Annotated in this window: 9 protein-coding genes; 4 read left to right on the top strand and 5 right to left on the bottom strand. The window is 62.3% G+C overall.

Annotation, left to right across the window (positions count from 1 at the left end; translation table 11 throughout):
- The first annotated feature begins 38 nt into the window (after positions 1-38).
- Entirely contained in the window at positions 39-692 is a 654-nt protein-coding gene (locus tag AC3WWH_RS11985) for a carbonic anhydrase (protein WP_057251997.1), read from the top strand.
- A gap of 88 nt (positions 693-780) precedes the next feature.
- Here the strand turns inward: AC3WWH_RS11985 and AC3WWH_RS11980 are convergent, their stop codons facing one another.
- Positions 781-1,602: a lytic murein transglycosylase gene (locus AC3WWH_RS11980; RefSeq protein ID WP_057252121.1), complete on the bottom strand. Its 822-nt coding sequence runs from the start codon at positions 1,600-1,602 to the stop codon at positions 781-783.
- A 194-nt stretch (positions 1,603-1,796) separates the two neighbouring features.
- The gene (locus AC3WWH_RS11975) at positions 1,797-2,831 is read right to left on the bottom strand and encodes an aspartate-semialdehyde dehydrogenase (protein WP_057251996.1); all 1,035 of its coding nucleotides are present in this window, start codon (positions 2,829-2,831) and stop codon (positions 1,797-1,799) included.
- A gap of 497 nt (positions 2,832-3,328) precedes the next feature.
- Between AC3WWH_RS11975 and AC3WWH_RS11970 the strand changes: the two genes are divergently transcribed.
- Positions 3,329-5,218, top strand: a complete 1,890-nt coding sequence (locus tag AC3WWH_RS11970; protein WP_057251995.1) for an MFS transporter — start codon at positions 3,329-3,331, stop codon at positions 5,216-5,218.
- Between the two features lie 108 nt (positions 5,219-5,326).
- On the opposite strand, the gene AC3WWH_RS11965 is transcribed toward AC3WWH_RS11970, so the two are convergent.
- Together AC3WWH_RS11965 and leuB are read right to left on the bottom strand one after the other, a co-directional pair.
- A complete protein-coding gene (locus AC3WWH_RS11965) occupies positions 5,327-6,016 on the bottom strand; it encodes a phosphatase PAP2 family protein (protein WP_057251994.1) in 690 nt (229 codons plus the stop codon).
- A 194-nt stretch (positions 6,017-6,210) separates the two neighbouring features.
- Entirely contained in the window at positions 6,211-7,323 is a 1,113-nt protein-coding gene (leuB, locus tag AC3WWH_RS11960) for a 3-isopropylmalate dehydrogenase (RefSeq protein ID WP_058321639.1), read from the bottom strand.
- Positions 7,324-7,687: 364 nt separating this feature from the next.
- On the opposite strand from leuB, the gene AC3WWH_RS11955 reads away from it, so the two are divergent.
- Both AC3WWH_RS11955 and AC3WWH_RS11950 read left to right on the top strand, forming a co-directional pair.
- Positions 7,688-8,329 (top strand): LysE family translocator, encoded by a 642-nt coding sequence (locus tag AC3WWH_RS11955; RefSeq protein ID WP_058321641.1) that lies wholly within the window; start codon positions 7,688-7,690, stop codon positions 8,327-8,329.
- A 105-nt stretch (positions 8,330-8,434) separates the two neighbouring features.
- The gene (locus tag AC3WWH_RS11950; RefSeq protein WP_058321642.1) at positions 8,435-10,498 is read left to right on the top strand and encodes a M3 family metallopeptidase; all 2,064 of its coding nucleotides are present in this window, start codon (positions 8,435-8,437) and stop codon (positions 10,496-10,498) included.
- Between the two features lie 70 nt (positions 10,499-10,568).
- Here AC3WWH_RS11950 and AC3WWH_RS11945 read toward each other — a convergent pair whose 3' ends face one another.
- Complete coding sequence (locus tag AC3WWH_RS11945; RefSeq protein WP_057254844.1) at positions 10,569-11,741, bottom strand: dihydrodipicolinate synthase family protein; 1,173 nt, start codon at positions 11,739-11,741, stop codon at positions 10,569-10,571.
- Between the last annotated feature and the right edge of the window lie 250 nt (positions 11,742-11,991).

The raw sequence follows: 11,991 nt of genomic DNA, 5'->3' as shown, positions 1-11,991 counted from the left end.
TTCCGCTCATCCCGCTCGAAGCAGCAGCGGAGTAATCGATGGACAAGCAGCAGCAGCGTTTTCCGGACCACCTTCTGAACGGCTACCACAACTTCATGAATGGCCGCTTCAGCGAACAGCAGAAGCGCTACAAGGTGCTAGCGGAAACCGGCCAGAAGCCGAGGACAATGGTTGTCGCCTGTTGCGATTCGCGGGCGGCGCCGGAAACGATTTTCGACAGCGGGCCGGGTGAACTCTTCGTCGTGCGCAACGTCGCCAATCTCATGCCGCCCTATGAGCCGGACGGCCATTACCATTCGACGTCGGCCGCGCTTGAGTTCGCCGTGCAGTCGCTCCGCGTCAGCGACATCGTCGTCATGGGGCATGGCCGCTGCGGCGGTATCAAGGCGGCGCTCGATCCGGATGCCGAGCCCTTGTCGTCGGGCGATTTCATCGGTCGCTGGATGAACCTCCTGAAGCCGGCCGCCGAGCAGATCCAAAGCAACGACGTCATGACCCAGGCGGAGCGGCAGCGTGCGCTCGAGCGGGTCTCGATCCGCAACTCGCTTGCCAACCTGCGCACCTTTCCTTGCGTTCAGATCCTCGAAGCCAAGGGCAAGCTGCATCTGCACGGCGCCTGGTTCGACATCTCGACCGGCGAGCTTTGGATCATGGATCCCACGACCGGCGACTTCTCCCGCCCGGGCATGTAACCGGCAAAAAAGCCCGGATCGACGATCCGGGCTTTGCAATCTTCCGAAAGGCATCGTGCATCCGGAGAGATGCGCGAATTGGGTTCGATCAGAGGCCGTCGATCTCGGCGCCGATGATGGCGATTGCCTGCTGGTAGACGGTTGCCGCGTTCCAGCCCTGGATCGCGCCGAAGTTCGCCTGGCCGGGCTGATAGCCGGCGCCAGGCTGCCAGCCATGGCCGCGCAGGAAGTTGGCGGTCGAGGCCAGCGCGTCGGCCTTGGAGCGAACCATGTCGATGTGGCCGTTGCCGTCGCCATCGACGCCGTATTTCAGGACGTTGGCCGGCAGGAACTGGGTCTGCCCGATCTCGCCGTGGGCAGCACCGCGCGCATCGGGGCTCAGGTCACCGCGCTGTACGAGCTGCAGGGCGGCATAGAGCTGGTCGGTGAAATAGTCCGAGCGGCGGCAGTCATAGGCGAGCGTCGAAACGGCCGAGAGCGTATGCTCCTTGCCCATGAAGCCGCCAAAGCCCGTTTCCATGCCCCAGATAGCGATCAGCGGGCCGGCAGGCACGCCGAAGCGGCGTTCAATGCTGGTGAAGAGCGCCGCATTCTGCTGCTTCATCTTCTTGCCGCGGGAAATGATCGTCTGACCGCCGCGCTTCTGCATGAACTGGTCGAGCGACAGCTTGAAGCTCTTCTGGCCGCGGTCGGCGCGGATCGTCGCCTTGTTGTAGGAGACGCTGGAAAGGGCGCGGTCGAGCACCGCAGGGCTGATGCCGCTGCCGGAGGCTTCCTGCTTGAAATTCTGCACCCAGGCCGCAAATCCGCTTCCGTCGTTGCCGCATTGGGCGGCGGAGGCCACCGCCGGAAAAACCACAGTCGAAACCAGGGCAGCAAGCCCCACCGCTACGCACTTTGCCCTGTGCATGAAATACCCCGTCATAGCCCGAATCTCATTGCTTTCAAAAATGCCAGCCTTGGCCGGCCATGTCACCTGCCGGAAGCGGCGGTAACTTTTTCGTGGTTTCACGTGAAGCCGGGGCGAAACGACCCGCGATTGTGAAACAGGAAACCCGCCAAGCCCGGATGGGCTCGGCGGGAACGAATTGCTCAATTGCCGTTTCAGGCGGCCTGCTTACGCGGCTTGATGAGACCGCGGTTGACCAGGAGCTCGGCAATCTGGATCGCGTTGAGTGCCGCACCCTTGCGCAGGTTGTCGGAAACGACCCAGATGTTGAGACCGTTTTCGACGGTTGCGTCCTCGCGGATGCGCGAGATGTAGGTCGCATCTTCGCCGGCGCATTCGTAAGGCGTGACGTAGCCACCGTTTTCGTGCTTGTCGACGACCAGGCAACCCGGTGCTTCGCGCAGGATGTCGCGGGCCTCGTCTGCGGTGATCTCGTTCTCGAACTCGATGTTGACCGATTCCGAATGGCCGATGAAGACGGGAACGCGCACAGCCGTGCAGGTCACCTTGATCTTCGGATCGAGCATCTTCTTGGTTTCGGCCAGGACCTTCCACTCTTCCTTCGTGTAGCCGTCTTCCATGAACACGTCGATGTGCGGGATGACGTTGAAGGCGATGCGCTTGGTGAACTTCTTCGATTCGATCGGATCAGCGACGAAGACGGCGCGGGTCTGGTTGAAGAGTTCGTCCATGCCGTCCTTGCCGGCGCCGGAAACCGACTGGTAGGTCGAGACGACGACGCGCTTGATCTTGGCATGGTCGTGCAGCGGCTTCAGCGCCACGACGAGCTGGGCCGTCGAGCAATTCGGGTTGGCGATGATGTTCTTCTTGGTGAAGAGCGAGATCGCGTCCGGGTTCACTTCCGGCACGATCAGCGGCACTTCGGCGTCGTAGCGCCAGGCCGAAGAGTTGTCGATGACGACGCAGCCCTGCTGGCCGATCTTCGGCGAATACTTGAGAGAAACAGCGCCGCCGGCCGACATCAGGCAGATATCGGTATCGGAAAAATCGTAGTTTTCGAGGTTCCTGACCTTGAGGGTCTTGTCGCCAAAGGAAACTTCCGTGCCCTGGGAGCGGGCGGAAGCAAGCGCGACCACTTCATCCGCGGGAAAGCCGCGTTCGGAAAGGATGTTCAGCATCTCCCGGCCGACATTGCCGGTGGCGCCTGCGACTGCAATCTTGAAACCCATGATCTAAGCTCTCTTTCTGTCTCTCCTCGTCGGGTGGAGGGGGAACCGCGCGCGTTGCCACGAAGGTTCCGGTCCCCGGCCTTACCGGGGAGAGAGCGGAGGGCCAGAGACGTCAGACGGTTTTCGTCGTCGTTTTGGCCGTTGTTTTGCAAGCGAACGAAAAATCGACATCCTGCCCCGCGGCAAGAGCCGGCAGGATCAAAGCAGCGATGGCTGGACCGATCGGTCGCATGGTGGTGATTTCCTCGTTCGTCGCTGCTCTTACGCGGTTTTGGGGAAGAGTCAAGACGCCGCTGCATCGTGGTGGCTTCCCCGGCGTGGTCCGCGGTCGATCGCCGCATTAGACGAAAGTCATAAGCCGAAAGCATCTCTGCCTGCGCCGCAGGTTTTCTGACATCCTCTTCAACAGGCGCACCACGTCCGGCGGTTCTAGGGAGGAATGCCGGACCAGCCAATGGGCGCTCCAACAAGCTGTTTTGGAGTGGAGGATAAACGAAATGGCAAATGTCGCGACAGTGGACGACGCAAAAACGCGTCCAATGACCGGCGAGGAGAAGAAGGTCATCTTCGCCTCGTCGCTTGGTACCGTGTTCGAATGGTACGATTTCTATCTTTACGGCTCGCTTGCCGTCTATATCGGCGCGACCTTCTTCAGTTCCTATCCGGAAACGACGCGTAACATTTTCGCGCTTCTGGCCTTTGCCGCGGGCTTCCTCGTTCGCCCGTTCGGCGCCCTGGTCTTCGGTCGCCTCGGTGACCTCGTCGGCCGCAAGTACACCTTCCTCGTGACGATCCTGATCATGGGTCTGTCGACCTTCCTGGTCGGCATCCTGCCCGGCGCTGCCTCGATCGGCATTGCCGCACCGATCCTGCTGATCGCGCTGCGCATGCTGCAGGGTCTGGCGCTCGGCGGTGAATATGGCGGTGCCGCCACTTATGTGGCCGAGCATGCGCCGCACGGGCGCCGCGGTTACTTCACCTCCTGGATCCAGACGACAGCGACGCTCGGTCTGTTCCTGTCGTTGGTGGTGATCCTCCTCGTCCAGTTCCTGGTCGGCAAGGAAGCCTTTGCTGCCTGGGGTTGGCGCATTCCGTTCCTCGTCTCCGTCGTGCTTCTCGGCGTTTCCGTCTGGATCCGCCTGAAGATGAACGAATCGCCGGCCTTCAAGAAGATGAAGGAAGAGGGCAAGGGCTCCAAGGCACCGTTGTCGGAAGCTTTCGGCCAGTGGAAGAATGCCAAGATCGCGCTTCTGGCACTGTTTGGTGCCGTCGTCGGCCAGGCCGTCGTCTGGTACTCCGGTCAGTTCTACGCGCTGTTCTTCCTGACGGGCGTGCTCAAGGTGGACGGCCAGTCGGCAAATATCATGGTCGCCGCTTCGCTCTTGATCGGTACGGGCTTCTTCGTGCTCTTCGGCTGGCTCTCCGACAAGATCGGCCGCAAGCCGATCATCATGGCCGGCCTGCTGCTTGCCATGCTCACCTACTTCCCGCTGTTCAAGGCGCTGACCTGGGCCGGTAACCCGGCACTCGCTCAAGCCCAGGCAACCGTCCGCGCGACGGTGACCGCGGCCCCCGGCGATTGCAAATTCCAGTTCAACCCGACGGGCACGGCGAAGTTCACCACCTCGTGCGACATCGCAACCGCATTCCTCACCAAGAACTCGGTGCCCTACGACGTGGTAACGACGGCCGCCGCGGGTACGGCCGCAACGGTCAAGGTCGGCGAAACCACGATCAACAGCTACGACGCGGTCGCCGCAGGCGATGGCGCCAAGGCTGCCAATGCCGCCTTCGAAAAGCAAACCAACACGGCGCTTCACAATGCCGGCTACCCGCTGGTTCGTGGTGCGGCAAAGGTTCCGGAATCCAAGCTTGACGGCTTTGTCGCCGCCAACCCGGAACTGGCGCTTGATCCGGCTGCCGTTCGCGGCGGCGAGAAGACCATGGTTCCGGCCGACAAGCTCGTCGCCGACAAGCTGTTGACGAAGGATGAAGTCGGCACTGCCACCGAAATGGCCGTCTACACGATCGCCGGCGGCGGCACCTACGCGATGGTGGCGGATCCCGCCAATGTCAACTGGACGACGATCATCGCCGTTCTGACCGTGCTCGTCATCTACGTGACCATGGTCTACGGCCCGATCGCTGCGCTGCTGGTCGAACTCTTCCCGACCCGCATCCGCTACACCGGCATGTCGCTGCCCTACCACATCGGCAACGGCTGGTTCGGTGGCCTGCTTCCGGCAACGGCCTTCGCGATGAGCGCGGCCCAGGGCGATATCTACTACGGCCTTTGGTACCCGATCGTCTTCGCAGGCATCACGCTGGTCATCGGCCTCCTGTTCCTGCCGGAAACGAAGGACCGCGACATTCACGCGATGGACTAAGTCTGCAGTCACGCGCTCCCGGGAGAACCATTTCCCGGGAGCGCACCAAATCTTCCCCGAGCTACTATGGCTCTCCTGACTCCGGCGCGGCCTTCCGCGCCGGCTTTTTTATGGGCGTGGATCGCTGCGCCCCACGAGCGGCCATCCACCCTCGCTCAGATGAAACAGCCGGTTCTGCCGCGCGAAGAGAAACGCCACCATCACGGATGTCCAGAGACCGAGCAGCAGCCCGGCAGCGACGTCGCTTGGGTAGTGTGCGCCGACGATGACGCGGGAAACGCCGATCGTCAGCGCCAGGATCAGAAAGAGTGGCCTCAGCTTCGGCATCAGCATGGCGAAGACACCGAAGAAGGCGCCGGCCGCGGTCGAATGGCCGGAGGGGAAACTTTCGTACAGACCGCTGTTGGCAAACGGCGTCAGGCTGTAGGCGCCGAGCTCGGTGAAGAGTTCCGGCCGGGCCCGGCCGACGATAATTTTCAGTGTGTGGACCAGCGCGCTGGCTGTGCCGATCGTCAGGAGGAAATAGGCCGCAAGATCGCGGGCGGCACTTGCCCTGCGCTGAAGCGGCCCCTGGTTTGCCGCGCGACGCAGGATGAACGTCGCTGCCAGGAGCCCAGCTGAAAGGTAGATCATCCAGGCGAACGTCCCGAAGTCCGTGATCATCCGATTGAAATCGACGATGCTTTCCGGCAGCGCCTGCGCGCTTTGCGACAGATATGGATCCAATGGAATGAGTGCGAGCACGAGGACGAAAGTAGTCAGTGCAATCCATCCGGTGGTCGCAAGTGGTCCGTTCATGAATCTCCGTCCTGCCGCCGCGTCGCATGTCTGCGCCGCGTTCGTTCTTCTCATGGCGTCTAGTTCCCCGATGTGTCGGTTCTTTCGGCAAATTCAAGGCCGTGCGACGCAAAACACCTCCGGATGCGCTCCGGAGGTGTCTGTTCTTGCCTGCAGGTCGGCGTCAGATCACGCCGACTGGAATCGTTGGTGGCTCAGGCCGACAGCGCCTTGAACGCGGCGAGGATGGCGTCGCCCATTTCCGTCGTGCCGACCTTCTTCGCACCCTCGGCCATGATGTCGCCGGTGCGGATGCCCTGATCGAGCACGGCGGCGATCGCCTTTTCCAGATTGTCGGCTTCCGTCACCAGGTTGAAGGAATAGCGCAGGCACATGGCAAAGGAGGCGATCATCGCGATCGGGTTGGCGATGCCCTTGCCGGCAATGTCGGGGGCCGAGCCGTGCACCGGCTCGTAGAGCGCCTTGCGCTTGCCGGTCACCGCATCCGGGGCGCCGAGCGAGGCCGACGGCAGCATGCCGAGCGAACCGGTGAGCATCGCTGCCACGTCCGACAGCATGTCGCCGAACAGGTTGTCGGTGACGATGACGTCGAACTGCTTGGGCTGGCGCACCAGCTGCATGCCGCCGGCGTCGGCCAGCATGTGCTCGAGCTGGACGTCGGCATATTTCGCCTTGTGCGTCTCGGTCACCACCTGGTTCCAGAGCACACCCGACTTCATGACGTTGCGCTTTTCCATCGAGCAGACGCGGTTCTGCCGCGTGCGCGCCAGCTCGAAGGCGACGCCGGCGATGCGCTCGATCTCGTAGGTGTCGTAGACCTGGGTGTCGATGCCGCGCTTCTGGCCGTTGCCGAGATCGATGATTTCCTTCGGCTCGCCGAAATAGACGCCGCCGGTCAGTTCGCGCACGATCAGGATGTCGAGGCCTTCGACGAGCTCCGGTTTCAGCGACGAGGCGGCAGCCAGCGCCGGGTAGCAGATCGCCGGGCGCAGGTTGGCGAACAGCTCGAGATCCTTGCGCAGGCGCAGCAGGCCGGCTTCCGGACGCACCTCGTAGGGCACCGCATCCCACTTCGGGCCGCCGACGGCGCCAAACAGCACCGCATCGGCGGCCAGCGCCTTCTTCATGTCCGCTTCCGAGATCGCCTGGCCATGGGCGTCATAGGCCGAACCGCCGACCAGGCCCTCGTCGGTCACGAAGCCGGCTGAAAGCTCGGCATTCATGTAGGCGATGATTTTGCGGACTTCCGCCATGGCTTCCGGGCCGATGCCGTCGCCGGGCAGAAGGAAGAGGGTGCGCACAGTCATGGATAGTCCTTCTCGCGGGGGAAAACTCGGCCGCGTTCTAGCGCAACTTCGTGTCGAGGGAAATCGCCGCGACGAAAGATTTGTGCGCGGCTGCGAGCGGCACGTTCCCGGCGGAACAGCTGCTCTACCGAGGAAGTGGGATGCTCTTTTCGAGGCCGCGCATCTTGCCCGGCCATCGATTCTCCGAGGAGAAAAACATGCGCAAGTTCGTCCATGCAGTCGCCACACATATCCGCGCCACGGCCAAGAATTTAACCTTTGCTGGCAAGCGGTCACCTGCGTCGTCATATAGCTGGCTTAGCTTTCCTCTTGACTGAATCGGTGCCTCCGGATCGAATGCGGGCAACACAACCGGGAACCCGCCATGTCCGAGACGCTGCTGATCGGAGCCTTTCTCGCCGCCCTTTCCTATGTCCTCATTCCCGGACCGGCGTTTCTGGCGTTGCTCGGCATCGGCGCCGGCCAGGGGCGCAAGGCAGGCGCCTTGTTCATGGGCGGGCACCTGGCGGGTGACGTTCTCTGGTCGACCCTGGCGCTGGTTGCCATCGTTGGCGCGCGCTCGGTCGGCACCACGATCTTCGATATTCTCGGGCTGTTCTGCGGTGCCTATCTCGGCTGGATCGGCTGGACGGCACTTCGTGCGAGGCCGGCGGGCGAGAACCGGGCACTTCTGACCGTCGAGCGTCCGCTGCGGCGCGGCCTGATCTTTGGGCTCACCAATCCCAAGGGATATCCGGTGGCGCTTGCAACCTTCACGGCGCTGCTTGCCAGCTCGGCGAACGCGCTTGAGTTCAACGCGCTTCCGGCGCTGCTTGGCGTCTCGCTCATCGGCTTTCTCGTTGCCGACCTGATCCTGATCGTCATCATCGGCACCTCTGTGGTGCGGCGTTTCTACCGACACCACGAATTGGCAATCGTCAGGCTCTCCGGTCTCCTGTTCATGGGCTTCGCCGCTCAAGCCGTCTGGCACGCCGCGCCGGGACTTCTCGGGCTGCGCAAACCTTGACGGTATCCCTACCGGCAACCACCTTCATGTTCGCCGCTTCCTCATGTCGGAGGTAGCCGGCCCCCTCCCCGGACCTAAGCCGGACCGCATGCGAAAGGATTTCTGATGACCACCAGCACCCCGCTCAATCCCGCGCTCACGTCATGGACAGGCCACGAGGGCCTGCCGCGTTTCGATCTGGTAAAGGACGAGGATTTCGCGCCGGCGTTCGAAGCGGCCTTCCGGGAGCACGAAGCGGAGATTGACGCGATTGCCGATAATTCCGCCGCTCCGACCTTCGGAAACACTATCGTTGCTCTCGAAATCGCCGGCGATGCACTTTCGCGCGTGTCCTCCATCTTCTGGAATAAGGCCGGGGCCGACACGAACGAAACGGTTCAGGCGCTGGAGCGCGATATCGCCCCGAAGATGTCGCGGCACTATTCCAAGATCGGCATGAATGCCGCGCTGTTCAAGCGCATCGACACGCTGTGGGAAGGCCGCCAGTCCCTGGGACTCGATCTTGAAGCGACCCGTGTGCTCGAGCGGCACTGGAAGGGTTTCGTCAAATCCGGCGCCAAGCTCGCTAAGCCCGAGCAGGAGCGGCTGGCCGCGATCAACGAAAAGCTCGCCGGCATCGGCGCGAAGTTCGGGCAGAACGTGCTTGCCGACGAGAAGAACTGGGTTCTGTTCCTCGAAAGCGAGGAACAGCTCGCCGGTGTGCCGGACTTCCTTCGCGACGCCATGGCGGCAGTGGCCGAGGACCGTGGCCAGAAGGGAAAATACGCGGTTACCCTGTCGCGCTCGATCATCGAACCGTTCCTGACCTTCTCGGAAAATCGCGAGCTCCGTGAACAGGCCTTCCGCGCCTGGGTCGCGCGAGGCGAAAACGGCGGCGACACCGACAATCGCGGGCTGATCGCCGAGATGCTGGCGCTGCGCGCGGAAAAGGCGAAGCTGCTCGGCTATGAAAACTTCGCGTCGCTGAAGCTCGACGACACCATGGCGAAGACGCCGGCCGCAGTGAACGGTCTCCTGATGCAGGTCTGGGAAAAGGCCGTTGCCCGCGCCCACGAGGAAGAGGCGGAGCTTGCCCGGCTCGTTGCCGGCGAGGGTCGCAATCACGACGTCATGCCTTGGGACTGGCGCCATTATGCCGAAAAGCTCCGGGCCGAGAAGTTCAATTTCTCCGAAGGCGAACTCAAGCCTTACCTGCAGCTCGAAAAGATCATCGAAGCTTGCTTCGACGTTGCCAAGCGCCTGTTCGGCATCACCGCGACGGAGAAGAAAGGCATCGCCGCCTATCATCCTGACGTGCGGGTCTTCGAGATCAAGGACGCGTCCGGCAAGCTGGTGGCCCTCTTCCTCGGCGATTATTTCGCCCGGTCGTCGAAGCGTTCCGGCGCCTGGATGAGCTCGTTCCAGTCGCAGCACAAGCTGAAACTGAAGAACGGCGCCGAAGGCGAACTGCCGATCATTTATAACGTCTGCAATTTTGCCAAACCCGCCGAGGGCAAGCCGGCACTGCTGTCGCTCGACGATGCCCGCACGCTCTTCCACGAGTTTGGCCATGCCTTGCATGGCATGCTATCCAACGTCACCTATCCGTCCGTTTCGGGTACCGGTGTGTCGCGCGATTTCGTCGAGCTGCCGTCGCAGCTCTACGAACATTGGCTGACGGTGCCGGAGATCCTCAAGCGCTACGCAGTGCATTACCAGACCGGCGAGCCGATGCCGCAGGCGCTGCTTGACAAGGTGCTCGCCGCCCGGACGTTTAACTCCGGCTTCGCCACCGTCGAGTTCACTTCTTCTGCTCTGGTCGACATGGCCTACCACACGGCCGAGGAGACGGCGGAGCCGATGGCGCTCGAAGCAAAGAAGCTCGATGAGATCGGCATGCCGAAATCCATCGTCATGCGCCACCGCAGCCCACATTTCCTGCACGTCTTCTCGGGCGACGGCTATTCGGCAGGCTACTATTCCTACATGTGGTCGGAAGTGCTCGACGCCGACGCCTTCGCGGCCTTCGAGGAAACCGGCAATGCCTTCGATCCGGCGATGGCCGCCCGCCTCAAGGACAATATCTATTCGGTCGGCGGCTCGATCGATCCGGAGGATGCTTACAAGGCGTTCCGCGGCAAGCTGCCGAGCCCGGATGCGATGCTGGCAAAGAAGGGCCTGGCGGCCTGAGGTGTCCTGAAACCTGCCCGGTTGGCTGGATATTGGAACGGCGCCCTCGGGCGCCGTTTTAGCATTCTGCTCAAGCGCTCTGCTCGACGCCAAATGTCGATAGCAGGCTTTGCATCCGTTGCGCCGCCAGTTCCGGCCGGTCGAGCACATTGGCGCGGTCGGCGAGACGGAAGATGTCGGCATAGTGCAGCGCCCCGCGGGCGGACTGCATGCCGGCGGGCATGGTGAAGTGGCGCTGGTGCCCGTTCAGCCAGGCAAGGAAAACGACCCCGGCCTTGTAGTATTGCGTAGGCGCCTCGAAGATCTTGCGTGACAACGGCACGGTCGGCTCGATCACGCCGCGGAAGGTGGCGAGGTCACTCTTGGCGAGTGCTGCGAGCGCCTTGGAGGCGGAGGGTGCCACCGCATCGAAAATGCCGAGCAGGGCGTGGCTAAACTTCGTGCCGTCGCCTTCGATCAGTTCCGCATAGTTGAAATCGTCGCCGGTAAAGCAGAGCACGCCGTCCGGCAGGCGGTTGCGTAGCGCCACTTCCCTGGCGTTGTCGAGCAGCGAGATCTTGATGCCTTCGACCTTGTCGCGGTTGGCTTCGATGATCGAGAGCACGGTATCGAGCGCCTGGTCGAAGTCCTCAGAGCCCCAGTAACCCCGAAGTTGCGGGTCGAACATGTCGCCGAGCCAGTGCAGCACGACCTTGTGTCGGGTCTGGCCGAGGATGCGCCCATAGACATGGCGATAGTCGTCGGCGGAGCGGGCAACGCGGGCGAGTGCGCGGCTTGCCATCATGATCGCCCTGCCCCCCTCGCCTTCGACGAAGCCGACCTGCTCTTCGTAGGCGGCAATCACGTCGTCCAGCGATCGCGCATCGGTCGGCGCCAGGTGGTCGGTGCCGGCACCGCAGGCAAGATCGGCGCCCGGAACCTGCCGCGCGTCCGCAAGCGAGCGGCGGATCAGTTCCTGCGCGCCCGGCCAGGCAAGGCCCATACCGCGTTGGGCGGTGTCCATCGCCTCGGCGATCTTGAAGCCAAGGCTCCAGAGATGGTGGCGAAACGCCATCGTCGCCCCCCAGTCGATCGCCGGATTGCCCCAGGGATCGAGATCCCGGAGAGGATCCGAGACCACATGGGCGGCCGCATAGGCGATGCGGTTGAAGGTCGGCGGCGTCTGCGGCCGTTCGATCGGGGTTCCCGTCAGGCGGTAGTGTTCGAGCGAGCCGTCTTGGTGCGGCAGCGTCAGGCTTGTCATCGGGGTAGGTCTCCTCCGCGGAAGTTTGTGTTGAAATACTTTGGATCGTTCCAAATGGCAAGTGGCATTGTTTTTGGGAATTCGCCAACAGTGTTATCGGTAGCGGCTCACGTGTGATTACATCGTTGTTTTGTATGGATTTATGTCATCAGGAAGGCGCCAGTATCACTGGCATTTAATGCCGATTGATCGCTAGAAGAGTCGTTGGTCCAGAAAAAAGTGATCAATCATCTCTTGACGAAATTGGAAC

Source organism: Ensifer sp. EB106-03-01-XG145, assembly GCF_058792075.1.
This window is presented reverse-complemented; position numbering and strand designations above follow the sequence as displayed.